Source organism: Arminella tubonensis, from assembly GCF_003240585.1.
GTDB classification, from domain to species: Bacteria; Pseudomonadota; Alphaproteobacteria; order Rhizobiales; family Rhizobiaceae; genus Rhizobium; species Rhizobium tubonense.
The window spans coordinates 24,205-49,011 of record NZ_PCDP01000032.1; the positions used below are offsets into that span (position 1 = coordinate 24,205).

Annotated in this window: 28 protein-coding genes and 2 pseudogenes; 14 read left to right on the forward strand and 16 right to left on the reverse strand. The window is 58.0% G+C overall.

What is annotated here, in order from left to right; genetic code table 11:
- Positions 1–6 precede the first annotated feature (6 nt).
- Positions 7–375: a response regulator gene (locus CPY51_RS10190; protein WP_111160177.1), complete on the forward strand. Its 369-nt coding sequence runs from the start codon at positions 7–9 to the stop codon at positions 373–375.
- A 28-nt stretch (positions 376–403) separates the two neighbouring features.
- Here the strand turns inward: CPY51_RS10190 and CPY51_RS10195 are convergent, their stop codons facing one another.
- From CPY51_RS10195 to CPY51_RS10250, 11 genes and pseudogenes are all read right to left on the reverse strand, one after another.
- Complete coding sequence (locus CPY51_RS10195) at positions 404–1,432, reverse strand: chemotaxis protein CheB (RefSeq protein WP_111160132.1); 1,029 nt, start codon at positions 1,430–1,432, stop codon at positions 404–406.
- Positions 1,433–1,682: 250 nt separating this feature from the next.
- Positions 1,683–1,951: pseudogene (locus CPY51_RS10205) on the reverse strand (tyrosine-type recombinase/integrase); the annotation flags it as partial.
- A 47-nt stretch (positions 1,952–1,998) separates the two neighbouring features.
- Positions 1,999–2,793: a transporter family protein gene (locus CPY51_RS10210; RefSeq protein WP_195909495.1), complete on the reverse strand. Its 795-nt coding sequence runs from the start codon at positions 2,791–2,793 to the stop codon at positions 1,999–2,001.
- Between the two features lie 39 nt (positions 2,794–2,832).
- Positions 2,833–3,402 carry an OmpA family protein gene (locus CPY51_RS10215; RefSeq protein WP_111160134.1) on the reverse strand — a complete coding sequence of 190 codons (570 nt, stop codon included), beginning with the start codon at positions 3,400–3,402 and terminating at the stop codon, positions 2,833–2,835.
- A gap of 15 nt (positions 3,403–3,417) precedes the next feature.
- Complete coding sequence (locus tag CPY51_RS10220; protein WP_111160135.1) at positions 3,418–3,843, reverse strand: hypothetical protein; 426 nt, start codon at positions 3,841–3,843, stop codon at positions 3,418–3,420.
- A gap of 55 nt (positions 3,844–3,898) precedes the next feature.
- A complete protein-coding gene (locus CPY51_RS10225; protein ID WP_244598580.1) occupies positions 3,899–4,867 on the reverse strand; it encodes a formylglycine-generating enzyme family protein in 969 nt (322 codons plus the stop codon).
- Between the two features lie 41 nt (positions 4,868–4,908).
- Positions 4,909–5,703 (reverse strand): hypothetical protein, encoded by a 795-nt coding sequence (locus tag CPY51_RS10230; protein ID WP_244598573.1) that lies wholly within the window; start codon positions 5,701–5,703, stop codon positions 4,909–4,911.
- Positions 5,704–5,887: 184 nt separating this feature from the next.
- Positions 5,888–6,598: a hypothetical protein gene (locus tag CPY51_RS33340; RefSeq protein ID WP_244598574.1), complete on the reverse strand. Its 711-nt coding sequence runs from the start codon at positions 6,596–6,598 to the stop codon at positions 5,888–5,890.
- 125 nt (positions 6,599–6,723) lie between these two features.
- Positions 6,724–7,095 (reverse strand): response regulator transcription factor, encoded by a 372-nt coding sequence (locus CPY51_RS10240; protein ID WP_111160136.1) that lies wholly within the window; start codon positions 7,093–7,095, stop codon positions 6,724–6,726.
- Between the two features lie 106 nt (positions 7,096–7,201).
- Positions 7,202–7,810: a response regulator transcription factor gene (locus CPY51_RS10245; protein WP_111160137.1), complete on the reverse strand. Its 609-nt coding sequence runs from the start codon at positions 7,808–7,810 to the stop codon at positions 7,202–7,204.
- Entirely contained in the window at positions 7,810–9,690 is a 1,881-nt protein-coding gene (locus CPY51_RS10250; RefSeq protein WP_111160138.1) for a sensor histidine kinase, read from the reverse strand. The genes CPY51_RS10245 and CPY51_RS10250 overlap by 1 nt, the downstream gene beginning before the upstream one ends.
- A gap of 271 nt (positions 9,691–9,961) precedes the next feature.
- Between CPY51_RS10250 and CPY51_RS10255 the strand changes: the two genes are divergently transcribed.
- The 3 genes from CPY51_RS10255 (at position 9,962) to CPY51_RS10265 (ending at position 13,767) form a co-directional block, all read left to right on the forward strand.
- A complete protein-coding gene (locus CPY51_RS10255; RefSeq protein WP_111160139.1) occupies positions 9,962–11,605 on the forward strand; it encodes an arylsulfatase in 1,644 nt (547 codons plus the stop codon).
- Between the two features lie 268 nt (positions 11,606–11,873).
- Positions 11,874–12,884 carry an HAD family hydrolase gene (locus tag CPY51_RS10260; RefSeq protein WP_111160140.1) on the forward strand — a complete coding sequence of 337 codons (1,011 nt, stop codon included), beginning with the start codon at positions 11,874–11,876 and terminating at the stop codon, positions 12,882–12,884.
- 40 nt (positions 12,885–12,924) lie between these two features.
- Complete coding sequence (locus CPY51_RS10265; protein ID WP_111160141.1) at positions 12,925–13,767, forward strand: hypothetical protein; 843 nt, start codon at positions 12,925–12,927, stop codon at positions 13,765–13,767.
- A 157-nt stretch (positions 13,768–13,924) separates the two neighbouring features.
- On the opposite strand, the gene CPY51_RS10270 is transcribed toward CPY51_RS10265, so the two are convergent.
- Positions 13,925–14,260, reverse strand: coding sequence for a hypothetical protein (locus CPY51_RS10270; protein ID WP_146260111.1), 336 nt, complete (start codon positions 14,258–14,260; stop codon positions 13,925–13,927).
- A 229-nt stretch (positions 14,261–14,489) separates the two neighbouring features.
- Between CPY51_RS10270 and CPY51_RS10275 the strand changes: the two genes are divergently transcribed.
- Together CPY51_RS10275 and CPY51_RS10280 are read left to right on the forward strand one after the other, a co-directional pair.
- Positions 14,490–14,723 carry a hypothetical protein gene (locus tag CPY51_RS10275; protein ID WP_111160143.1) on the forward strand — a complete coding sequence of 78 codons (234 nt, stop codon included), beginning with the start codon at positions 14,490–14,492 and terminating at the stop codon, positions 14,721–14,723.
- Between the two features lie 60 nt (positions 14,724–14,783).
- Positions 14,784–15,083: a hypothetical protein gene (locus CPY51_RS10280; protein ID WP_111160144.1), complete on the forward strand. Its 300-nt coding sequence runs from the start codon at positions 14,784–14,786 to the stop codon at positions 15,081–15,083.
- A 425-nt stretch (positions 15,084–15,508) separates the two neighbouring features.
- On the opposite strand, the gene CPY51_RS10285 is transcribed toward CPY51_RS10280, so the two are convergent.
- Positions 15,509–15,892, reverse strand: a complete 384-nt coding sequence (locus tag CPY51_RS10285) for a hypothetical protein (RefSeq protein WP_111160145.1) — start codon at positions 15,890–15,892, stop codon at positions 15,509–15,511.
- A gap of 713 nt (positions 15,893–16,605) precedes the next feature.
- On the opposite strand from CPY51_RS10285, the gene CPY51_RS10290 reads away from it, so the two are divergent.
- Positions 16,606–17,277 carry a hypothetical protein gene (locus tag CPY51_RS10290; RefSeq protein ID WP_195909496.1) on the forward strand — a complete coding sequence of 224 codons (672 nt, stop codon included), beginning with the start codon at positions 16,606–16,608 and terminating at the stop codon, positions 17,275–17,277.
- A gap of 1,076 nt (positions 17,278–18,353) precedes the next feature.
- Here the strand turns inward: CPY51_RS10290 and CPY51_RS32515 are convergent.
- On the reverse strand, positions 18,354–18,494 hold the full coding sequence (locus CPY51_RS32515) for a hypothetical protein (RefSeq protein WP_154677729.1): 141 nt from the start codon (positions 18,492–18,494) through the stop codon (positions 18,354–18,356).
- 1,105 nt (positions 18,495–19,599) lie between these two features.
- On the opposite strand from CPY51_RS32515, the gene CPY51_RS32275 reads away from it, so the two are divergent.
- The 4 genes from CPY51_RS32275 (at position 19,600) to CPY51_RS10310 (ending at position 22,827) form a co-directional block, all read left to right on the forward strand.
- A complete protein-coding gene (locus tag CPY51_RS32275; protein WP_146260113.1) occupies positions 19,600–19,752 on the forward strand; it encodes a DUF982 domain-containing protein in 153 nt (50 codons plus the stop codon).
- A gap of 386 nt (positions 19,753–20,138) precedes the next feature.
- Positions 20,139–20,285 carry a DUF982 domain-containing protein gene (locus CPY51_RS10300; RefSeq protein WP_111160148.1) on the forward strand — a complete coding sequence of 49 codons (147 nt, stop codon included), beginning with the start codon at positions 20,139–20,141 and terminating at the stop codon, positions 20,283–20,285.
- Between the two features lie 829 nt (positions 20,286–21,114).
- The gene (locus tag CPY51_RS10305; protein WP_206607248.1) at positions 21,115–21,342 is read left to right on the forward strand and encodes a hypothetical protein; all 228 of its coding nucleotides are present in this window, start codon (positions 21,115–21,117) and stop codon (positions 21,340–21,342) included.
- Between the two features lie 468 nt (positions 21,343–21,810).
- Entirely contained in the window at positions 21,811–22,827 is a 1,017-nt protein-coding gene (locus tag CPY51_RS10310; RefSeq protein WP_111160150.1) for a zinc-dependent alcohol dehydrogenase family protein, read from the forward strand.
- A gap of 142 nt (positions 22,828–22,969) precedes the next feature.
- Here the strand turns inward: CPY51_RS10310 and CPY51_RS10315 are convergent, their stop codons facing one another.
- Positions 22,970–23,266, reverse strand: a complete 297-nt coding sequence (locus tag CPY51_RS10315; RefSeq protein ID WP_111160151.1) for a PRC-barrel domain-containing protein — start codon at positions 23,264–23,266, stop codon at positions 22,970–22,972.
- Between the two features lie 386 nt (positions 23,267–23,652).
- Between CPY51_RS10315 and CPY51_RS32520 the strand changes: the two genes are divergently transcribed.
- From CPY51_RS32520 to CPY51_RS33800, 3 genes are all read left to right on the forward strand, one after another.
- Entirely contained in the window at positions 23,653–23,823 is a 171-nt protein-coding gene (locus CPY51_RS32520; RefSeq protein WP_154677730.1) for a hypothetical protein, read from the forward strand.
- Positions 23,824–23,970: 147 nt separating this feature from the next.
- Positions 23,971–24,201: a hypothetical protein gene (locus tag CPY51_RS10320; RefSeq protein ID WP_111160152.1), complete on the forward strand. Its 231-nt coding sequence runs from the start codon at positions 23,971–23,973 to the stop codon at positions 24,199–24,201.
- 4 nt (positions 24,202–24,205) lie between these two features.
- Positions 24,206–24,340 (forward strand): hypothetical protein, encoded by a 135-nt coding sequence (locus CPY51_RS33800; protein ID WP_275540470.1) that lies wholly within the window; start codon positions 24,206–24,208, stop codon positions 24,338–24,340.
- A gap of 38 nt (positions 24,341–24,378) precedes the next feature.
- On the opposite strand, the pseudogene CPY51_RS10325 reads toward CPY51_RS33800, so the two are convergent.
- Positions 24,379–24,513 (reverse strand): annotated as a pseudogene (locus tag CPY51_RS10325) (alcohol dehydrogenase catalytic domain-containing protein); the annotation flags it as partial.
- Between the last annotated feature and the right edge of the window lie 294 nt (positions 24,514–24,807).

Below are 24,807 nucleotides of genomic sequence, written 5' to 3' on the forward strand. Positions count from 1 at the left end.
GGCATAATGACAAAACAACGAGCGATACGGATTCTCATCGTGGAGGATGAAGCCCTGGTCGCGATGCTGCTGGAAGACTTACTCACAGAAATGGGGCATGAGGTAGTTGGGCCGGCATTTCGTATTGATGAAGCTTTGAAGCTTGCTCGGCAAGCCGAGCTTGACATCGCGATACTCGACGTCAATCTTTCAGGAAACCAGTCGTTCCCAGTCGCAGATATTTTGCGCCAGCGGAATATCCCGTTCATGTTCGCAACTGGTTACGGGGCAGAGGGCTTCCGAGATGGGTATCGCAATGAAGTCACCCTCCGAAAGCCGTACGAGCTTGGCGACCTCGAGCGGGCAATCGCAACGGTGCTGTCGAGCCATTGCTGATGGCTCGGTGAGAATCGTCCAAAATCGCTTAGCTTGCAGCGCGCGTCGATGTGAAGCGAAGCTCAGTAGAGGATTCAGGGGTCAGCCAGTCCTGTTCGACTAGATCGCGTAGCTTGTACGCACGATCCAACGCCTGCCTGCTCGCGGCATGCCACTTCGCGGAAATATCGGGATGGGGCGAGTGAGTGTATTCGGCCATTTGAAGACAGAATTCGGCGCGCTCGTTAAGGAACCTTACGGCTGCGCGCATCACCTTTTCCATTTCTTCGAACTGCGCCGAAGCCATTATGTCGGCCGTGTAGGTGTGGCCGATATGGCAGCCGAACTTGACGATCGATGCTTCTTCGAACTTTTTAAGCGCGCCGCCGCAGTCGGGACAGGTAACCGTTAGCGGCCGATCGAATGTTCGTCCTCCTACGATCTCAGGTCCCTGCTCATGCTCAAGTTGAGAAGGAGTTTCCAACATTGACCCTTCCTCTCCTTCCTTTCCCTCGACCAGCTTCAACAGACATCCCGGTATGGCCCCGAGTGACAGGCAATAGTCCAGTTCGACATACGCGGCGGCGCTTTGTGGCATTTCGGGATAAAGGGCGTCGTCTAAATCCTGTGCGATGGCTATCCCGCCTCGTCGCTTGATCTCATAAAGACCCAGCGTCCCGTCGTTTAAATTACCCGTCAGTATAACGCCGATTGCGGCTGGCCCATAGTGTTCAGCGACGCTCCGGAACAGCGGGTCGATCGCCGGCCTGGCGCAGTTTTCTTTTGGGGTTCTTAACAGGCGTAGTTGTCCCCCATCTATAACCAAGTGACGATCGGGTGGTGCTAAATAGATGTGTCCAGGCTTTACTATTTCGCCGTCCTCAGCATGATTTGCGGGGATGGGACCTGCCGCAGACAAGATCGCTGGCAGTTCACTTCGGTTCGCACCAATGTGCAGAACGACCAGGATCGGTGCGGGCAAAGTCGCAGGAAGCGCCGCCGCCAGTTCGCGCAGAGCAGCAACGCCCCCGGCCGACGCCCCAATAGCAATAATCGAAGAGCGGGCCATAAAGTTCATCTAACCTGCAAATTGAATGTGGTTAGTATCAAACGCACAAAAAGGAGAAATGTTCGGTGGCAGAATTCGCGTTGCGGATATGCCGCGTCAAGATAGGCGATCGAAGAACGCGAACCGATGTCCGCAAATGGCGCGATCCGGAAGCTGACCACCGGCGACCTATGGGCGCATAGCAGCTTCGTCAAATTGCTAAAACCGGAAACTTTTTTCCCAAAAGGCGCGGCCTCGCTTGCTGCGGGGCCGCACTCTCTCAAATCTCTGTATGCTCTGCTAGTTCCAGCGCATCCTCGATGTCACACCAAGATACCTCAGGGTGTTCTCGATTTCGGTATGCCCGATCTGGATTGCACGAAGATTGCCCGTCGCTTTGTAGATCATTGCTGCCTTCGTGCGACGAAGCGAGTGCGTGCCGTAGTCTTCGCGCCTTAGCCCAATTGCAGTCACCCACCCATCGACCAATCGCGCATACTGCCGAGTGCTGAGATGATCGGCATGATCGACTCGACTGGAAAAGGCGTATCGAAGTCGTCACTCCATCGGATCGGTGCGATCGGGATGGTCTTCGGTCACTTTGGAAACAGGAATGTCACCGCCACCCGCACGCCGAGACCACTCGGTCCGCTGTCAGGGGCCGTGGCCCAGTAGCGTAATCCGGCGAGAAGGCTGATCGGCTGTTTGTTCACCTTTACGAGCTTGGAGACCGTCAGATTGATCGGGATCGCCCAGTCGTGGGTTTCCCAGTTATAGGTCGACTCGGTGTTCAGCGCGAACGTCCAGGCATCCTTCGTGGTGTAGGAGACGAACGGCTGCAGGAAGGTGGAACTGACATCGGTACGGTTGCTCTGTCCGGCGAACGACCAGATGTGGTTGGCAAGGGCACCATAGGTCCACGGCCCGTCCTGCTTCAGAACCACCGCCGTCGGACCTGCGCCCCACTTGCCGCTCCCGAGCAACGGATCAGTCGCGGTCGGTATCAGGAATGCCGGACCGATACCCCAGACAAATCCGCCCGCTCCGGGCTTGGCGGGCGAAAGGAAAAAGCTCTGCGTCGTGTCTCCGAGACCGAACTGCGATCCCGAGGGCCCGGCGATGTCGTTTTGCCAGATCACGGGTACAATCGTGCGGGATATGAGATTCCAGTCCTCGCTGAGCGAGAACGGGATGACCGGCTGGATGTTCAGCGTCTCCCTGTTGCCATTGTTCGGTCCGTAGCCGTGGTCGTAGTTGAACTGGAACGGAACGCTGATCAGCGAGGCGATGGGGTTGGATAGCTTTTTGGCCAGAGCCTCGCTGGATTCCTGGGCCTTGGCGGGTATCGCCAAGGCCATTAAGACCGCTATGCTCGCTATCAGCTTGATCATTAATTTCTTCCCCAGTTGATCGGAGGCCGGATACTGAGACTACTTCAGCAGCCCGAGATTGAAGAGCTGGACGCGGCGGTTGACGGCCGATGCGGGGTTTGTACCGTCGATGGGATATTCCTGGCCGGCTCCAACTGCGAACAGGCGTTCGGGCTTGATGGCGAAGGTCGTCGACAAGGCGAGCTTGATGGCGTTGGCACGATCTTCGCTGAGTTGCAGATTGCGCTTGGCGTCGCCCGTGGAACTGGTGTGTCCGACGATCAGGAACGAATACCGCGCCAGGTTTGGATGATGCAGCGCATCGGCGATCAGCCCGAGTGTGCGATAGGACTCGGGCTCCATCGCGACGGAATTGTTGACGAAGTTCAGTTCGACGACCAGTTGGGAGAGCTGGGCAAGCTTGGCCCAGTCCGGAAGGCCTGCCGCACTTCCGGCCGGATCTTGCGCCGCCTGCTGTTTGAGGAGCTCGACATCGATCTTCGGCGCGACCTTGCCGGCATTGTCGAGGGTGGTGATGATCCGCTGTTGCGATACTTCTTGGGCCAAGACTGCAACGGGCAGAAGCATGATGCCGCCAATGAGCGCAGCACTGATCTTACGAATAGACATGTTCGCTCCTCCCTCTTAACGCCAACCGGCGTCGGTGATCGCCTGGGTGCATTTTGGTCCAGTCATGCGCTCGGCCTTGATGAGGCAGGACAGCATGTTGCCGTCGCCCTTCACGCCCTTGCAGGTGGTGGCCATGTTGCGTCTGCAGACCGTGTAGTAGGCAATCTGTGCCGCCTGGCGCTGCTTGATCGAAGCGATCACGCCCGCAAGCGTCGAGGTGCAGGCTGGCGAGACCTTGGCCGAATTCTTCTGCAGGCAGTCGGCGATGGCGTTGTTGCCGAGATTGAGGCCACTGCAGACCTTCTTGATGTCCTCGCCGCAGCTCTTGGCAAGCGTGGTGACGGCGTCCGCATAGCTGATGGTGTCGGCGCGAGCGATAAGGGAGAGGCCGAGAAAGGCGACAAGCGCCCCCGCCCCGATAATGGTTAGTTTGCTTCGCATGCTTAGTTCCCCTCTGTGATTTCTATCAGCTAACTCTGGACTTCGTTTCAACCCGTCACTCGCGACGGACGCATCTGAAGCCGACATGGCTTGTCGACGTGTCCTCGGGCTCGGCGTGCCGGGCCGCGGGCCGGTATCGTCGACAGTAGTTTGGCGCGCAGAGATGCGATCCGCCTTTCAAGACGCGTCGTGGAATCTGGATGTTTGGCTCGCGCGGATCGAAGCTCGCTTCACGCGCGCCGCCGCGAGGGTTGCTCGGAATGCAGCAGGAATGCGCCGCCGGCTGCGAATGGCGTGTCGACCAGAAGTCCGCCGTCCACTCCCAGACGTTGCCGATCATGTCGTAGAGGCCGTAACCATTTGGCGGATAGCTTGCGACCTGGGACGTCCGATCGCTGCCCCTTGGCTTCGTCGAAGACGTTGGAAACGTCCCCTGCCATGTGTTCGCCATCAGAATGCCGTCCGGCGTAAGCTCGCTGCCCCAAGCAAACTCCATTTCATCGAGCCCGCCGCGTGCCGCAAGTTCCCACTCGGCCTCAGTCGGAAGGTCCTTGTCCGCCCAATGCGCATAGGCGATCGCATCGGAATAGGAAACATGGACCACCGGATGATCGAAATTGCCTCTTATGTTGCTGAGCCCGCCGTATGGTCTTTTCCAGTTCGCGCCAAATTTAAACGTCCACCATTGCCGGATGTCCGAACCAACGACCGGCCCCCGAGGCTGAGTGAAGACCAAGGAACCCGCCTTCAACATGCCTGGCCGAGCGCCGGGATAGTCTGCGGCCTGAGGAGTCTTTTCAGCGGTCGTTACATGTCCTGTCGCCTTGACGAAGGCGGCGAACTGTCTGTTTGTCACTGGAGTGATGTCGATCCAGAAGCCATCGACGGTGACCGGATGCACCGGGGCCTCTTCGGGATAATGCTTGTTGGAACCCATATTGAATGTGCGGCCAGGGACCCAGGCAAGACCTGCCGGAGGGCGGGCCTCCGGATTTGCATCGGGATCATCTGAGCCGCGTCTCACCTGAGATACCGTCACGAGATAAGCTCCGCTTGTTCACCAGTTTAGAATTTTATGATCACGCTCGAGATAATGCCGTGCTGGGTGGCGTCGTAGCTGAAGCCACCCTTGTCGTAGTTGGTGTAGAGCACCCGATAGCCGAGCGTCGACGAGATGTGGTCGTTCCAGTTATAACCGACGGCGACGGTATCCTGCGTCGTGAAGTGCGAGCTGACGCCGAAGCCGCCGATGTCGACCATGGCGTCGAGGAACCATTTCGGCGTGAAATCATAATGTGCGTATAGGCCAATCACCGGATCGACCCAGTCCTTGGAACCGCTGCGGCTGATCGAGCGGAAGCGCTCGGGATCGATGTCGAGGGTCGCCTTGTAGTGCTGGTAGCGCAGGCCGATCGTGCCGAAAAGCTGCAGGTTTTCGACAGCCAGCGGGATGCGATGCCCGGCGAGCGCCGTGAACAGTATCTGTTCCTGCTCGAAGTCGCCGGAACCGGACGAGCGCTTGAAGTCGTAGTCGGCCTTGACCTTGGCATACAGGAAATCGGCAAACAGCAGCCAGGTGCCGTCGTTCGCCATCAGCGAGCCGGCGAATGCCCCGTCCAGATGCTGGATCGCGTCCCAGGCGCTGAGATCGACGTGGGCGGGCGGCAGGCCACGGATGCCGACGTCGCCGTTGAGCGCTGTCGCCCAACCATAGATCGACGCCTGATACTTCCATCCGTCGACCAGCGGTGCTGGCGGAGCCTGCTCTGTCGGAGTGACCGCGTCGGCGGCCAGTGCCGGTGCCGCAATCGCCAGCGCGGCAAACGTCGCCAGCGCAACTGTTTTGAGAATCAATGCCATTAATTCGAAGTCCCCCATAATCTTCGGTGTCTGCGACCGTCCCAAGCCTTGTTAAGGTGACAACCATACTGGGATGGTGTCCCGGACAAACCACACTGCGGCAGGGTCGGCCGGACTTGATGCGGCTTCCCCTGGATTCGATTTTCGGCTGCGTGCGACTCGGCCCTATTTGCACGTGTAACGATTAGTAGCAAACCTGGTAAGGTGAATCAACGCACGGAGTGGGAGGAGCTTGCACCGGAGCCGTACCTGCAAATGTCGCCTCCGAGGCGATGCTCGGCAGCGCGCTTCCATACCAAGCGCCGTGGAGGACTGGCGCGTGCCAGTAGGTGCGCTGGGGCGATTGGTCGTCGGCGGCACGCGGTGCCCCTCCAGCCTTCGGCGAACCGCGGCTTTCCTCGCTGAAATCGTCGATGAAGACGGCCGTCGGTCCACTGCCGTCGAGGCTGCCTTCCAGTATCGAGACCTCGAACGTGAGATTGTTGCCTTCCAGCTTCGGCGATCTCAAGGTGACCACAGCATCGCTAACCTTCGACCCGTCCCCCCCGAGAACAGAGACGGTGGCGTTCGGTGGATCCTTGGCGAAGCTGCTCTTTCCATCGTCCCACTGCATGATAAACTGTTCCGTGGCAACGTGACCCGCGGCGCGGATCGGGCGGTCCGCGAAAACGATCGCATTGGCGGAGACGCCCGTCAGCGTCAGCTTGTCTTTGTCCAACGACGCGCCCGCCGAATTGATGACGGCCAACGATGGGACGGGTCCCGTGGGCGTCACGGCTCCTATCGTCTTCTCCAGCGGCACATGCGGCCTCGCATCCTCCGCACGCAATCCTCCCGATACGAAACAAACACCGCTCGTGAGAATGACGAAATAGGCAAGTTTAGTGATGACCATCTCAATGACTCCCGTTGATCCCGTCCACATTGAAGTCGGCAAGAGCGACTTGTCGATAATTGGCTTTGCATCTTGCGCCTGCTCCTTGGCGCGGCGTCATCCGTCGCAGTTGGCGATCAATTAGATCAGTCACCCAGCGCAGTTTTGATCGCTGCGATCAGCAGCGAAGCTTGAAAAGGTTTTCGAAAGAAGGCGATGCATTCCAGTCGCTCCGCCTGCTTTTGAAACGCGATTTCATCAAGCGCAGTTATGAAGATCACTGGAAGCGACGATCCGGCGTCCTTCAGACTGCGTTGCAGGTCGATGCCCGACATTCCGCCAAGATCTATGTCGAGGATCAGGCAATCGGGATTGACCGCCTGATCCCGTCGTAGGAACTCCTCCGCGGACGCGTACTCGATCGAATGAAAGCCGGAGGCGTTCAGCAATCGGTGTACGCTGCGGCGCATACTTGCATCATCCTCGACAACAGCAACAGTACGACGCAGGTTCTCCATCTCACGCTCGTCTGGTTGAATTGAGAGATCGGCCGTTTTTGGGACTTTAGCCTTCTCTCCTCCCCGATGATATTGCACCAAAGGGAAGGGCCTGGTGGCATCGATCTTATTCGACGAGCCCGATACGGCTGGCCAGCGATACCGCCTCGGCCCAGGACCGCACTTTCAGCTTTTCCATGACCCGATGGCGATGAACCTTCACCGTCCGCTCCGATGTCCCCAATGCGTGCGCGATCTGCTTGTTCAGGTGACCATGTACGACCAGCGCAAAGACCTCGGCTTCGCGTGGCGTCAAGCTATCCACCAGGGTCTGAATCATTTGTCGGCGTTGATGTTCGGCAAGTCTGCTGTCGTACTGGTTCAAAGCCCGTTCGACCGCCGCCAGCAAAGTCGAACTGGAGGCTGGCTTTTCCAGAAAATCCACGGCACCGGCCTTCATCGCGCCGATGCCGGTGCCGATGTCTCCCTGCCCCGTCAGGAACACGACCGGAAGAAGGGGCGCTAACTCTGCGATCTTGTGCTGTAGAGTTAAACCGTGAATGCCCGGCATTTGCAGGTCCAGCACGATACAGCCTGGCTCAGCGCCCGGCAGCAGGGCAAGAAGCTGATCGCCGGACTCGTACGGGGCGACGTTAAATCCGGATATCGAAAGCAGCCTGACGATCGCGCCTCTGTAGGACGCATCATCGTCCACGACGTGGATGGTCCGTCCCATCAGATCACCTGTTTTCTGCGAAGCGGCAGCAAAACGCGAAATATCGCGCCACCCTCCGGGCAATTCCCGGCCGAGATGCTACCGCCGTACATTTCGACGATGGCGCGGGCGATCGACAGTCCGAGGCCCGTGCCGCTGGGCTTGGTCGTGTAGAACGGCTCGAAAATGCTCGCGAGACGCTCGTCCGGGATTCCCTTGCCCGTATCCGAAACAGAGATTTCAACCTTGTCTCTCCTCAGTCGTGTCGCGAGCATCACGATCTTTTCTGCCGCCGCGTTGTCCAGCATGGCGTCCATCGCATTGGTCGCAAGATTGAGGATGACCTGTTGAAGGTGAACCTTGTCCGCCAGCACCGGCAACTCCGCAGGCTCCTGCGTTGATCTCACCTCGACGCCCCTTCGTTCGGCCTCGCCATGAAGAATGCGGAGCGCACTGGACGTCACGTCGTTGAGATCGAACTCCTGCCAGTCGATCTCGTTTCTTTTCTTCAGCATCCCTCTCATCCGGGAAACGATGTCGCCGGCACGCTGATCGTCGGCTTGTATGTCGAACAGAATTTGCTCGATCAACGCCAGGTCCGGTTTGTCGCTGCGAAGCATGATCGCCACCGCCTCCGCATTGATGCGGATGGCACCGAGCGGTTGATTGAGTTCGTGCGCGACCGCCGAGGACAGCGCTCCGGCGGTCGCGGACTGATTGAGGTGTACGACCTCGAGGAGATGAAGGCGCGATCTGCGCTCGGCTGCGTGTCGACGCCGCCGCTCCAGCAGGAGCGCTGCGATGACGATGGCCTGAACACCGACGACGGCGATCGCCGCAAGGCAAGCCAGCCAGTGCTGCTCCCATAGACCCGGTTCCTTGAACATCAAAAGGGTGCCCGGCGGGAGATTCGCCTGCTTCAGCCCCCACCGATTGAGCTGCCGCCAATCCGCGACGAAATTTTGGGGCGTTTCGACGCTGGAAACGGGTTTGTTGTCGACGAGTTCGATTGCAAGGTCCGCCGCCGTCCGCCCGAGCGACGCGAAGGTGACGGTGCTTCCACCGACCTCTCCGTAGTCGAGGTAGGTCTCGTAAGGACCGTAGATCGGCGCGCTGGCTGTTGCGGCGATCTGCTTGAGCGCCTCGCGAGGTATGAAGTTCCGCCCGGTTCGATCCTTGAAGACCGTCAATGCGAGAACGATGCTGTCGGCAGGCAGCCGCGCCGTCCGCGCGACCAGTTCCTCGATCGTCATGTCCTCGAGATAGGTCGTGTCGTAGTCTTTGGAGAAGTCCTCTAAATCGGCGTGGGCCGCCGCCAGCCACTTGCGATCAAAATCCGAAGACCCACCGATGACGAAGAGATGGCGAGCGTCCGGTTGCAGACGCCGAGCCATTTCCGCCGTCTTCGCGATATGGAAAGACGTGAACGCCCCAATCACGTCGTTCGGCATGCCCATCTTTTCCGCCGTGGCAGAATCGAACCCGGCGGCGATAATCTTGGCGGCCGGCGCGACGGCGCTCCGGTGGTCGACGATGAAGCGCGCCGACTCCTCGCCGAGCGCGATGATGACGTCCGGGGTGCGTGCGGCGTATTTCTCGGCGAGATACTGCGCCATTCGGGCGATATGAGCTTGTTCAGGAAACCGCGACAGGTCGAGGAACTCGGAAAAGATGTCGATCTTTCCGGCCCGCGCTTGAAGCAGCTCGGTGCGCATTGCCTCACCGGCGATATTGGTCGCGGCTATCCGTTCGTCATAGGGGTATAGCAACAGAATGCGGGGAACGTGATCCGCCGAGCCCGCCTGGGCGATTGAAACGTTGGCGAAAACAAGCAGCGCTAGCGCGGCCGCCCGTAAGGCAGGCAGGCGCAGTCGCCCTTCCCGATCGCGGCCCCGATTCATAAGCCTGCCCCCACACGCTGCGTTGTATTAGCAGAATGTGATGCACGCGTCTTGGCCATACTGCAAAATTTTTCGATCCGTGATTCCCCAAAGGGCAATATCGCCGAGCCTCGACAGTGGCTAGACTCGGGCGCGGTGGACAGATTTCAGGATCTAGGCACGCAACCTGGCCAGCCCACAATTCAAAACGTGCATCCGGGCTGAGGACAGGAATGCCGTCGCTCTAGCATGGTCTTTTTTGCCTGCACCGCATTCAACGGAGGGATCTGATATGCATAGCAAGGCCCTTATGTATTGCTCCGGAGCGATTGCCATCGCGGCAGCGCTTTGGTTGCCAGCGACGCCCTTGAGCGCGCAGGAAACGCAGAAGAAGCCCAATATCCTCGTCATCATGGGCGACGATATCGGGATGTGGAACATCGGTGCCTATAGTCGCGGCCTAATGGCCGGCCGCACCCCAAATCTGGACAAGATCGCCAAAGAAGGCATGCTCTTCACGGACTATTATGCCGAGGCGAGTTGTACGGCGGGACGCGCTAATTTCATTACGGGGGAACTGCCGATCCGAACGGGCATGACGACCGTCGGACAAGCCGGCGCGCCGACCGGACTTCCGGCTGAGGCGGTGACGACGGCAACCGTGTTGAAATCAATGGGCTACACCACCGGCCAGTTCGGAAAAAATCATCTCGGCGACAAGAATGAGTTTCTGCCGACTGTTCACGGCTTCGACGAATTTTTCGGCTACCTCTATCATCTCGACGCGATGGAAGATCCGGCTCACCCCAACTATCCGCAGGATTTGCTGAACGTGGTCGGACCCCGCAACATGGTTCACAGTTGGGCGACGGACACAGACGATCCGACCGAGATGCCGCGATGGGGCAAAGTCGGCAAGCAGAAGATAGAGGACGCCGGAACCCTTTACCCCAAGCGCATGGAAACGGTCGACGACGAGATCCGCGACTTCGCGACGAGCTTCATGGCAAAAGCCAAGCAGGACAACAAACCCTTCTTCGTCTGGCTGAATCCGACTCGCATGCATATCGTCACCCACCTGTCTCCCAAATACGAAGCAATGCGAAACTCTGAAAACGGCTGGTCGGAAGAGGAAGCCGGCATGGCTCAACTCGACGACGACGTTGGGCTCGTGATGAAAAAGATCAAAGACCTAGGCGAAGACGACAACACCATCGTGCTGTTCACGACCGATAATGGAACGGAAGTGTTCACCTGGCCGGACGGAGGACAGACCCCCTTCGCGCAATCCAAGGGCACCGTGTTGGAGGGTGGCTTCCGCGTACCTGCAATTCTACGCTGGCCCGGACACGTGCCTGCAGACGCGGTGCAGAACGGCATATTCTCCGGTTTGGACTGGTTGCCGACCTTTGTTGCGGCTGCTGGCAACCCGAACATCACCAACGAATTGCTGCAAGGCAAGACCATCGGTGACCGGACCTACAAGAACCATCTTGATGGCTACGACCAGACGGCTGCTATCACGGGTAAGGGTCCGTCTGCACGTCATGAGATCTTCTATCTCGGTGAAAGCACGGTCGGCGCGGTTCGCATCGACGACTATAAGTTTCGCTTCATCGATCAGCCCCAGGGGTGGCTTGGCGAAAAGACCCATCCCGATGTGCCATACATCACCAACCTCAGGCTCGACCCGTTCGAGCGGACCGGCTGGCCTAATAGCGGCACTAAAGAGGGCGGACAGCAGTACTTCGACTGGTTCAAGTACCAATTCTGGCGCTTCGTCTTCGTTCAGCAGTTGGTCGGAAAGGAACTCCAGACCTTCCTCGATTTTCCTCCAATGCAGCGAGGTGCAAGCTTCAATCTCGACGCCGTCAAGGCCGAGATGCAGACTCGCATGAAGCAGGCCGAGGCGGCTGCAAAAGGTACCGGCAACTGATAGAGTCCGTTCTCGCTCCGGGCGGTCCCATACGACTGCCCGGAGGGGAAAGCAAAACTCACACCTGCCTCGCATCGCGTCGTTCTCCCGAATATACTGCTTGTAACGACAGAGCGGCTCGATGCCCCGGCACCGTAGCCGGATTGCTCCGATCACAACCCCGACGACCCCTGGCGGCGTCGTCCTCGTGGCGAGGAGTTTCCGTCCGATCATCCTCGCGCATCACTTCGGGCTTTCTGCGGCAATATCGTAAAGTCAGGAGCGCATTATGAATTCGAATTTGAAAGTTCCAAAACTGCTCCGCGGCGTGGCGTTGGTCATAGCGATCGCGCTTCTTGGCTCTGCTTCGGCGCAGGCGCAGAGCGATCCTCTCCCGTCTTGGAACGACACCGCTCCAAAGGCTGCGATCGTCGCTTTTGTGGAGAAGGTGACGAAACAGGGCTCGCCCGAATTCGTCGCCGAATCGGAGCGCATCGCCGTGTTCGACAACGACGGAACGCTCTGGGTCGAGCACCCGATGTACACGCAGCTCGCTTTCGCTCTTGATCGCGTCAAGGCATTGGCTCCGGCGCACCCTGAATGGAAGAGCACCCAGCCCTTCAAGGCCGTTCTTGACGGCGACATGAAGACGCTCGCAGCGTCGGGCGAGAAAGGTCTTCTCGAACTGATCATCGTCACGCACGCGGGAATGACCACCGACCAATTCCAGAAGGTGGTCTCCGACTGGCTTTCCAGCGCGCGCGATCCAAAATTCAAGCGTCCCTACACCGAACTTGTGTATCAGCCGATGGTCGAACTGTTGGCTTATCTTCGCGCCAATGGGTTCAAGACCTACATCGTCTCGGGGGGCGGCGTTGAATTCATGCGGCCATGGACAGAGAAGGTCTATGGCGTCCCGCCGGAACAGGTCATTGGCTCCTCGATCAAGACTCAGTTCAAGATGAAAGACGACACACCGACCCTGTTCCGCCTGCCGCAGGTCAATTTCATCGATGACAAGACCGGCAAGCCGGTGGCGATCAACGAGTTCATCGGTCGGCGCCCGATCGCCGCGTTTGGCAATTCCGATGGCGACCTGCAAATGCTGCAATGGACGACGATGGGTGGTGGACCAGCCCGCTTCGGCATGCTCGTCCATCACACCGATGCCGATCGAGAATACGCCTACGACCGTAAGACCGAGTTCGGACAACTGAACAAGGCGCTCGATGCGGCAGCGAACGCCGGCTGGACGGTCGTCGACATGAAGGCGGATTGGAAGCAGATCTTCAAGGATTGAAACTGGCCTCTTGCCTGTGCCAACTAGGAGGACGACCACAATGAACAGCGACCGTTTTGCTTGCCTGATGTTAGCCGGAGGCTTCGCGCTGGCAACCACCGTTGCCTTTGCGCAGGACGCCCCGAAGAAGCCGCACGTACCGCTCGAAAAGGCGGTCGGCCAGGTCACGCCGACGGGACCGGTGCCGTCGCTGGCAGTCATCAATTCGGCTGGTGCCAAAATCGAAAACGGGAAGCTCGTCCTGACCGGCGTCTCTCCCAATTCAATTGTCTTCGCCGACCGGCCGGTGCGGGCTGCGGGACATGTGATGACCGAGCAGTTCATCATGCAATGGGACGACGGCAAGGACAATTTCGCCCTCGATCCGCCCAATGCGACCGTGTCCATTCTCGGTGGCGACGGATCGGACGTCAGTGACGCCGTCGTCACGCTGAAGACCCCCAAACTCGATGGCTCGACGTTGACGTTCGACGTCGCTGTCCTTGAGGGAAGCCTAAGCGGAGCATCAGGGCCCGCAGCCCTGTTCATCGATCACTTCGGTGGTAGTTTCGGCGGCGGTGGCTTCCATGGTGGCGGGTTTGGTGGTGGCGGTTTTTCCGGCGGAGATTTCCATGGTGGAGATTTCCATGGCGGGGATTTTGGCGCAGGCGGTTTTCATGGGAGCTATGCGCATGTCGGTGACGCGAGCTTCGCTCACGTTAGCGGCACTTACTGGCATGCGCCAGTCTACCACGGAGCCTGGTATCGCGGCGCTCCGGTTGCCGCGGGTGTCGTGGCTGGCGCGGCCATCGGGGCGGCGGTCGCCCGCCCTTACTATCCCGACTACAATTACTACGGCGACGGTCCGCGATGCGGCTATTATCCCTACCCGCCCTGCTATTGATCGGCCGTTTCCGAGATCGGGCCTTGGCCTGAATTTTTTGCGATAGGCGATGGAATTTCAATGGCAGCATTGACGAGGCATCATATGCGAGGGGCCTCCTGCTGCTTTGCGATGTGCGCCCGCCTGGCGTGAGGGCGGCATCGATGGCCAGCGAATCCTACCGCCCCGCGGTCCACTCCCTAGGTCGAAAAACTCGACATGTCGCCGCCTTGTCGATTTCCGACCAGGCAAGCTGCCCGGCCTTCCATAAAGCGAGATCGGCGGCAAGCTCGGCAGCCCACTGGCGCGCAGGCCCGAAGCCAGGCAGCACACTCAAGCGAGGAGCCGCGTGAACCTCATCATAGGCGGCCGCAAGGCTCGCGAAATCGATTGCCGACCTCCCTGCGAGTTTCCGGGCAGCCATGAGGTGCCTTGCGGTCGGCTTCTCGACTGAGACGATCACGTCGGCGGTCAGCCGCAGGTTTTGAGGCAATGCCTTCAGGGAGTCGGTCACGACAATTGTTTGATGCCGCGGCGACAAACGCCTTCTTGGGATATGCTGAGGGTGCCGTGACAGCTGAAATGGGGGCGCAGAGCGGACGCCCATAAACGACTTTTTTTGGCCTTCAGCAGGTGATAGAGTGTGCCTCGCGGACATCCTTTCGCATTTTGCGAGGTCGCCGATCGGGCAAGGCCGCCCTTCGGCTAGATCACCAGCAGCGAAAAAAGCGACTGGGGGCGGCATGAGCGACAAAAGCAACCGTGCTTTGGCCAAGAAGCTTTTGGACTCCGGGCAACTCGATCACCCGCAAATGGCGTTAGCGGTCCTGATGGCGAACACCGGCAATGATGCAGGCAAAGCGCTTCGTCTTTGCGGGGAAGCTTGCGCTCAGGCCGCGAATCTCCCGTGTCGCGATATCGCCTTTCGCGCTCTCTCAAGAGTCGGCGCGTTCCTCGAAGACGGCGAGCCTCTTTGACAGTCTGGCCCACACGACGGCTGGCTGCACGTCCGGGACGATAGCATCGTCCTCGAGTGCTTGACGCTGGCTGGCCGCCGCGCATGCATTCGATACGGCGCAGAAACGCCTGCCGCAGCCGTCACCAACGCCACTTTTGCAATGTCTGCCCTCGCCACCTCGCGACGGCCATCAGGAATCCGAGATGAAGAAAATCGAAATACCGAAGGCCAAGGCCGGTTGGCCACCTTGGACGATCTTACGGCACGCCGGAACGAACTTGGCGCGCGCATCGTCAACATGGAGAAAGAGAAGTTCGACTACGCGTGGGATTACAACCCGCCCATGGAAACATCGCCGGACGCTACGCCTCTTGTTTGATCACGACGGAAAGCAAGAATTGGGATCAACCGAGAACGGCCCGAACGAACCGAATCTCCGCGCCACCCCGCCGCCGTACCGCCGACCGACGACCAACTGGCAAGTTTTCGCAGCGATCATCGCCGTTTTGGTAGTGGGCGGTTTCGCGTGGTCGCAAATGGGTGGACACCCCGGCACAGATCGGACGACTACTTCGTCTACTACAAACGACACTACGCCGCTGGCGCCAGCGAGTCCAAAAACGCCAGCGCCGGCATTGGCTCCCCCGACGGCCTCACCAGTCACGCCGGCTCCTGCCAACTAAACTCTATCTTGGCGCTGGGCTCGTTTCAGCGCCGACCCTCAACATTTCAATCGGAAAAAGCGTACGTTTGGGGACAGCCGGTCCTGAAACCGCGATTTTCCAGCGATTTTCGGCCGGGGAGTCACGGCTTGAGGTTTGCGAGGTTGTCAACCAATCGCTTTGCCCGTGCAGTCACATTGGCCACACCTTGGTCGGTCTCGAAGGACGGCTTGCGAGCTGCGAGCCACAGCATAGGTTCCTCATCATCGAGGTCGACAACACGGCAGTAGGTGTTTGAAACCGCGCCTTCTGGCATAAGGGAAATCTCCTCGAGGCGCATCTTCGAACAATAAAGGTACTCGGTCCCATTGTCCGTCTTGCGCTTCTCATACTCGGTGAAGTCGCCACCGACGGAAACACAGGCACGTTCATTGTTGTTCACGGCGGAGATAATGCGGCCCGCGGTGGCGTTGTCCTCAAGCGGCATACGGAAGGCGAGACCCTTGAGGCAGTTGGCGAACTCCAAGATTATTGCTCATTCCAAGTACTCCTTTGTGAAAGGAGAACACGGACACCGGGACTTTTGTTCCGAAACGCAATTGCGCTACCGGATACCCGCGTAGTTCATCAGCGTCAGGATGACGACAACGGCGGCAGCAAGCCACAAAATCTCAAACATCTTGCCCACCCCGTTCGCAACTCCCGTTAACGCGCGAACGAGGATGGAGTTCCAAGCGGGCCACCCGCTTCACAAAAGATAAGGAAAATTAATGACCAAACATCCCCCTCAGCCGGTCGTGAGGTGCTGCTCGGGGGCGGGTTCGTAGCTGACCGCATGGACCTCGAATATCGTCTTGCCAAGCTCCTAGCAATCGTCAACTATTGCGGGCAGCAATCTTGCAGGGGGTCGTTCATTTTATGATTTGTATACGTTTTTCGTCTGCTTTCTCACTGTTGCGTCGGGCTATCGTAATCTTCAGTTTAGTCTTGTGCGCCCTCTCTTCGAGTGCGCAGGCCCAAGACGAACCGATGCAGATCCTTATAATGCACGGTGACATCCTTGAGGGCGGCTGCGGGTCCGATAACACGTGTCCCGATTGGATCTCGGCTGAGGGAATAATCAACAGAGATTCGCCAGACGATTTACGAAAAATATTGGAGAGTATGGGCGATCGAAGGCTCCCGATCATTCTAAATTCTCAGGGTGGAGACGTTGAGGCCGCCATCCGAATGGGTCGCATGATTAGTGAGCGCGGTCTTTCGGTCGCCATAGGTCAAAGCAGGCTTAAAGATTGTTCTACAGGTAGACCTTTTTGCGCCGAAGGCCGCCGCTGGGGCACGCTGGGGGCGGTCAACGCGGCGGGCGGCTATTGCTATTCGGCCTGTCCTTTGATCCTTGCGGGCGGGTCAAGACGCATGCTTAGTCCTTACGCGGACGTGGGTGTCCACCAGCTAACGTATATACAAACCCATGTGAGAATTGAGTATCAAACAGCATACAAGACGATCAATGGAAAAAGGCGCGCTGCAGATCGGTGGGAGGTCGGTCGCAAAGTTCTCAGCGAGCACAAAGACACAAAGATGACGGACGCCACGAAGGCGACATTGCTCAGCTATTTTAAAGAAATGGGCGTAGATAGTTCGATCTTCGATATGCTGATGAGTGCAACGCCAGATACATTCCGAATGATTTCGCAAGCCCAGGCATTGAAAATCGGATTGGTGACAGATTCGAACTCGGCAGACGATCTAATTGCTGCCGGCAACTGCCCGATAGGGCAACCACTATCGATCTGTCATGCCCCTGCTTCGGACTTTCCGTCTGCCATGGGGGCGAATCCGTTCCAAGGCATCTCACCGTCTGCCACCGGATGGAAATCTGACCTCATAACACCGGTTACGGGACGGTGATTCCGGATGCTCGCAAGTCGCGCGCCCGGTTGCTACGGCCCGCGGTTAACGATTCGAGCGATACCGGCCTCGGATGTAGTCGTTGAAGTAAGTTCCGGCCGATCGTGTAGACGTTCTCGGGCACGCGGTAATAATCGTACGGCCCCCCGCCAGATATGCCACCAAAGGCACTTGTCGATCGCCAACTGCGAGCTATCGCCGCCTACACGAAAAGGTGGCAGCCGATTGCAACGGCGAAAATTGCCAGCGGTAGCGTAAGCACGATAAGGGCGCGCCTCTTTTGTAATCGTTTCACTTACAACGCAGGCCGCATTGTTGCAGCCTGTACGGATGCAGGCGCCGGCGGTTCGGTCTATTTCCCTAGCGGCGCGTCTACGACGTCAGCGGCCTCAGTGTTGACTGCGCCAACCAAACTTGGGAACTTTCGCCGCTGGCTGTATTGCACCGGACCGGAGGAACGAATGCGCTGAACGTCAACGCAACGGGCGTTCGGATATACGGCGGCACCATCGACATCGACGCCCTGGCGATTGACTACGTGAGCGACCAGCGATGGGGAATTGATGGCTGGAGCGGAAACGGAGGTGCCGGCTAGGGGCTCGAGCTCGACGACGTTGCCTCAGCAAACCAGCGCAACCCAGGCGGTCAATCCGAGCGATTTACACCCGAACGGCGTGTTAATCGAAGTCCATAATACGGCCGGAGTAGTTATAAGCGGGAATATGCCTCATACAGGAAGATTGGTCTTTCGATTAATTCCGCAAAATGCGGCTCGATCATGGGGAACGCTGTTTCTGCCGCGTTTCAATACGGGATTGAGATCGGCGCCTTTAATGGCTCTGGATCAACCGGCTTGGGTGCGTAGGTAACTTTGTCCAAGGCGTCAACGGTCAAGCTGTCGGGTCGGCGGCTGACTCGCAAGGAATTTCTCTTTCGAGTGGGGCTACCAAGAATAATATTCAGGGAAATTACGCTCTAGCTTGCTCAGTCCCTATTTTCGAGAACGCACCCTCTTCGGGAAACAACATTGTGAATAACATTACGAGTTGATGACGGTGGGCGGCTTGGCCGCCCTATCAAAATTCGAATATCTTTTCACCGTTCCGCAAGGTCTTCCGGAACTCTTCTTCCCAAGGATCGAAGAATTCCTGCTCCGCTATTTCCGGGGTCGTCGAAGTCGGATCGACTTCAGGGTGCGTTTCCTTTGAATCAATCATTGGCCTTGTCTCCTCATGCGTATCTAGCGGGGCAAACAGCAGACGTCGATAATTCGACTGAACACAAATTATGGCCGATCACAGTTTAACGTGATCAACGAGGGGCTTCGGTGGGCCGGTTCGGCAGTAGGGTAAATGACGTATTCAAAACGTCACAAACTTCTGCGCATGTGCGCCGGTCGGACGTGCCCGCGCCCGACGCAATACCTTGGCCCGCTATCCCGAGGACGGCGGGTCTTTTTTGTGTTTTGGTAAACCAAGGGGAGAAAAAAACAAGCGCTGAACCTTTGGGGGAATCCAACGCTTGGTCTCAAAGGGTTAACCGTTTAATCTTTAGTCGAATCTGCAACTTGAGGCAACGAAATTTCGCGTTGGTCTGGTTCAGAGTTAACATGTTCTTAGCGGCTTCGGCCGCCCTACTGCTCTGCGGCGCCGCTGCGGAGCTCCTTGCTACTTAGGTGGGTGCTACTCTCTAAATCTCTATCCCCTGTCCGCGGCATGCGCCACGAACCAGCAAAATGCCGCATTTGGAGTTTCGTCGCCTATCGTGACGAGATCGCAGGTCGACCGATTGAACTATGATGAACCAAGCAATCCACTCGGAATCTAAAGCTTCGTCGAGATGCCGCACAAAGTGCCGGCCGACGACCTCCATGACTCAGCTTTCGTTTAGCAGCGCCCAAAGCCAGACGCCTGACCTGAGGGATGGGATGGCGCCTGGCCTTCTGCGGTGCTCACTTTGTTGGAGGCGAGCCTCGGCCAAACAAGTGCCGAGTGCAAATGTTCCTATTGCTGACCGGAACCCCGTTTCACGTTTCATTACAGGACTGGGGGCATCGAGCGTTTGCCAAGAACGTTTCAGCCTGCCCGTGCGCTGGTGGGCGTCCTCACCACCTCAAAAAAGCCCCGCCTGTTGTGACGGGACAAGCGGGGTAAAGTGGGGATCAAGAAGCCGTTGGTGCGAGATCAACGCTTCCTGATCCCGAGCGCCTAACAGCGGGCCGGGCGGTTAGTTCCACGCACGATCAATTAAACCCAGCCCCACGGAACGAATGACTATCATTTCCATTGAGTCGCAGTTTTTGCGTTTTTGGTGGAGGGCATCATGGCCCTTGTGTCCGATAAAATATGGTCCGACGGCGTCTACATGGAACTCGGCAAGCTCGGGGAATACCGGGTCGTCTGGTCGACGAGAGAAGCCCAGAACATCCTCTTGAACCCCGTCAAAGATGGGGACGCTTTCCGGGTATGCGCTTAATATCTGATCGAGCGTTCTGAAGCTGCCGGCCGACGAGGCTCGCCATGCTTTCATTCTCGCGACTGAGGAAGTAGGTCTCTTTGTCGCCGACAAGCTCCCACAGTACATGACGCTGTTGATACCGACCGAACCGAACCGCAAGAGCACTGACACGAAGTTTTATCCGAAAAAAAGGGTCAGACGATGAAAACTACCATAGCAATTTGCGTCGGATATCTGTTGGCCGGCATGGGCGTCGTTTGGTGCGGCATCGTGGTTTGCCGATTGGCCGAATTCGCTTTGATAATGGAGTGATCCATGGAAAGAGTTCGCAGAACCTTCAAGCCTGTCCGCATCCTGGTCGCCGGCAAGACTGTCAGCACGGTTATGGGCGCCGGAAGTTGCCGATGAATCAATGGCCGGCGGATGAGGGCGCCGCCCATCGGCGGGCGCAGATCGCTATTCTCGAAGCCTTTAACGAGGAGAAGTCGCCGGAAGAGGTGCGTCAGGCTCTTCTCTATGCAGCGACCGAGGCTAATCTGGATTTCAAGTAAGGAACCAGACGCATCCTTCCCCCAAAGAATCAATGCGCCTGGTCTTTGGTTGCACCAGACGGTGAACCGCGATCATGATTGGTGTAATTTATTCGCTGGTCAACCTCGGATCAATATTTAGGCGATGGTAATAATCTTCGTGGCTGAAGCTTTTTCATGTTGCAGTCCATGTCGCAGGTACTGACTCATAAAATTTGGGAATCATTTTGAAAATGAGCGTAACCCATTGGTATTGCGTGGTACTATGTTGCAATGCTCTGCAACATGGATTTTATGGGATTGACCGCTAAGTCATTGAAATGATTGGCTGGTGAACCCGGATTCTCACGTTATTTCAATGGCTTATCGGACTTGCCTTGAATTTCCCGTTACTTTCCCATCGTGAGCGACCGTGGATGCCACCTTTGTGCCCTGGCTTTGGGCCTCAGTCAACGGGAGGAGTTTAGCGGCAATTATTTCCGCTTGTGGACTTAAGTGGGCCTTCGCCTGCTGGTCAGCTCCACAGCTTTCGGTTGAATTCGGAAGCAGGGCGACGGGAGCTGAATGAGCGCGATGGGCCACAAACGGTCGTCTCAAATGGTGGTTGTCGATGACCAAAATGGGGCCGACGGCAGACTGTCCGCTCCTTGGGCGCCCAACACGAAAGCGGACATCGAAGTATCTGACGACGAGGTCCGGGATTGGTCCTAATCGGTCATTCCCGAACCCCATGAGACAGGCCAGGAAGCCGTCACCTGCTGTGACATATCAGCGTTGCATAACAAGTAGTATTCGTTTGCCTAAGAGGAGGTCATAAGGCGCGTAGCTGAGGCACAGGAGGGTCTTTATGATGGATTGGGTCCCTATATTCTTTGTTACGTTTAAGGTTCTCGCGTTAGGCACGGCCATGTTCTTCGCAATCAAGTGGCATTACGATCAAGGGGAGAAGGGGGAGAGGCGAGCGGTGCTACGCACGGGCGGCAAGATGGCCGCAGTCTTCGTTCTAGCGCTACTAGGCGTGGGGCTCGTCACCTTCATCCTTGGCAGGATGCTCGGTTTGGACCTAAGCTTCCCATGATGGCATCAATAATGTACATAGCCCGCACGGGCTCCTGGGAGGAATGAGTAAAGCGATCGGCATGGAGGGTAGCTGTCCAGCCGCGTCTGCCCTTCCAATGTTCTGGATATCTCGCAGTTTGGAAGGGTCCCGATTTTGGCGCACCGAAACTGCAATCTTCCAACCGCAGATGGCGGTTGCAGTCTGCTTCCTAAAGCTTCGCTCGCCGTCGTCGCGACCCAGAACGCCGAAGCTATCTCTTCGCCGCTGCGTAGACGATGCCTCGACGACCTCGCCATCGACCGTGATCTGAGCGATCACACGCTGGTATCCATCGCCCTCGAATTCGTCGAGCCGGTGCCAATGTTCCGGGAGATCGGGAGACCGAACCGATCGTGGGAGGGTTCCCGCAGCGGCTTTAGCTACAGCGTCGGTTCACTTGAGGCAATTGTCCTTCGGCCACCTTGTTGTTTACAAGAGGAATAATTCATGCTTGCAACAATCATGCATGCTCCCCGCGACGTTCGGTGCGAGGAAATAGCCGAACCGAGGATCGAGAAACCGACCGACGCGATCATCAGGCTCTCTGCATCGTGCGTCTGTGGGTCGGACCTATGGCCATACCGCGGCGCGAACGAAATCAACGAACCGAAGGCCATGGGCCACGAATATTGTGGCGTTGTGGTGGAGGTCGGCAGTGCCGTAACGTCCGTGAAACCGGGGCAGTTTGTCGTCGGCTCGTTCTGCCTCTCCGACAACACGTGCCCACACTGCAAGTTCGGCTTCCACTCGTCTTGCGTGCAGCGCGAAATCATGTCGGGCGCCCAGGCTCCATTCGCCCGTGTACCGCTCGCGGACGGCAGCCTGGTCGCGACCGCCGAGCTGCCCTCTGACGACCTCATCCCGAGCCTGCTCGCGGTCTCCGACGTGTTGGGGACCGGCTGGTTCGCGGCAGACGCCGCCGGAGTGCAGGAAGGATCGACGGCCGTCGTCGTTGGCGATGGCGCTGTCGGCCTGATGGGCGTGCTGGCGGCAAAGCGGATGGGCGCGGCCCGCATCATCGCGATGAGCCGGCACAAGACACGGCAGGACCTGGCGCTGGAATTCGGGGCAACGGATATCATCTCCGAACGCGGCGATGACGGCGTGGCGCGCGTCAAGCAACTGACCAACGGTGTCGGCGCCGAGTCCGTCCTAGAATGCGTGGGCACGCAGGAATCCATGAGCCAAGCGATGAACTGTGCCCGACCGGGTGGCAAGATTGGCTTCGTCGGCGTTCCGCACGGCGTAACCTTCGATGGCCAGTACCTGTTTCGCCAACAGAAGAGCTTGCTTGGCGGCGCCGCACCTGTCCGGCGCTACCTGCCCTATCTGATGGATCTCGTGCTGAACCGCGAGATTAGTCCCGGCAAGGTGTTCGACCTCGAAGTCCCACTCACCGACGTAGCCGAAGGTTACCGGGCGATGGACGAACGCCGGGCGATCAAGACGCTTCTACGCCTCTAATAAACCGACGTTGGCCCGGCCTGGCGAATTTGGAGACGAAATCCTGTGGTGGACGGGGCGGCTTACGGCCAATCCGAAGTGGCCGCGGAAAAAAACCCCGACAGTGATGCCGGGCTTCGTCGTTAGCTGTTCAAATCCTGTGCTAATCGCGATGCTCCGGCATGTCGTTGAGGCTATCCTTCGACCATGTCGTGACAGCATGCACTTCGCCGTCTTCGTCACGCATCCAGTCGAGATCGCTGAGGTTCACGGCCACCGGCTTTGCTCCGATCCCGAGGAAGCCACCGACATCTATGACTGCTTTCCCGCCGGGCCCTGTGCCATGAAGATGGTCGAGCTTGCCGACCTTCTCGTCGTCGACGCCATATATTGTAGCGCCTTCCAGAATTTCTGGTGTCAGCTCAGCAGTGGCCAAGCGCACATGGTTTGTATGGTCCATTGTCAAATCCTCCTGTTGACTGACCACACAAACCCCCAGCTTCTCCGGTTTGTTCCACTTTGGAAGCCTAGTCGTTGGCCGTGGCTCTCGACACCAGCCGCTCACTCGGCGGATGTGCACGAACACCCGAATAGGCCGGCCATACGGGCGGTGGCGTCCGTCCGGCGCTCGCCTCAGGCGTCCAAGGCAATGTCAAAAAAAGGAGGGCTCTTTGCGCTCCTTCGGGCAGCTCGTGTACAGACGTTCGGCAGGTATCACGACTACGATAACGCTGACAGACCACTAGCTGCGAGGACGGGCTAGTCCTAAAGATTGTCGACACCAGCACGCCCGAACCTTGTCTTGGAGATGCAGCACGGTACCTTTCCCGCGAAGAGGAGGACCACATGCAAAAAGACAGCTTCGACGTCATCGCCATTGAACTAAACCGTCTCGCGGATGAGATTGCTACGATCAATGCCCAGCCGTTTGACCGCGCGGCCGAACCCCACCTAACTGGCGACGAAGACGCCGACAGTTTGCTGGAGGCGGCTCTGGCATGGTCTCCTCCGCAGTGAAACGATCATATTAAACGTGGCAGCGAGTTTTCCGCAGTCGTTCAAAAACGAAACGCATTCGGTGCCAGTAGCGCTAGTGCTCGTAGCCGTCGCGGCTGCGGAACTCCTTGGCCCGCTCAGAGTTCTCGCTCGAAGGAGGACTTACTCATGTCGAACAACGCAATCCCAGAATCCGCCAAGCTCCCGCCGAAATCTCTGAACGAGGACACGCAGGACGACGAGCTCCCGGACACCAACGCCGACGAGCAGCGGGCTCCGCCTGTGAACATGGGAAACAGCCGCGAGGCTGGTGACGCCGTCACGCAGGCCGATTCCAAGACCGGTCGCGCCGGCCCCAGGGGCCGCATCCCCGCCCCGCAGTTCTCGAACCGGGAGTGAAGCTATGGATGAGCGCAAGAACTATCTGAATTCCGACAAGCTTCAAGCCGACGACGAGCTATCGCCAATGCCTTCGCAGGACGGTGCCGTCCCCGCCCCGCACATGTCGGAATCGCTGAATAATCCTGCCGTGAGTTAACCTATCTGCTACGCCTGTTTGGCACCTGAAGGATTCGAGCATTCGCCGCAGGCGATAGTGTATGGCACGACAACGCGATCGCTGACGCTGAGCTTGGAATTGCCATGGCCGACTTTTACGACCTCGCCCATCGTCTCGTGACCCATGACGTCGCCTGCGTGCATACCCGGAACGAAGCTGCCGTAGAAACGATGAAACATAGGAAAGCACCCTCGGCGTAATGAGCGCTACAAATGCATTCGCCCAGGACGCCACGAAGACGCCGCACGTCCCGCTCGAAAGACCATCGGCCAGGAACCCGCATTAATTAACCTCGGTCTGGTGCCAGTCGTCGGCCATAGGCGCTCCAGCGCTCAGGGCATGTCGATCCACGACATTCAGACACGATAGATAGCAAAGCGATCCCGAGGAAACACAGGTTGCATTTTCCAACTCTCCGGAGAGGTACTCCCGGCACGGAGGCACCG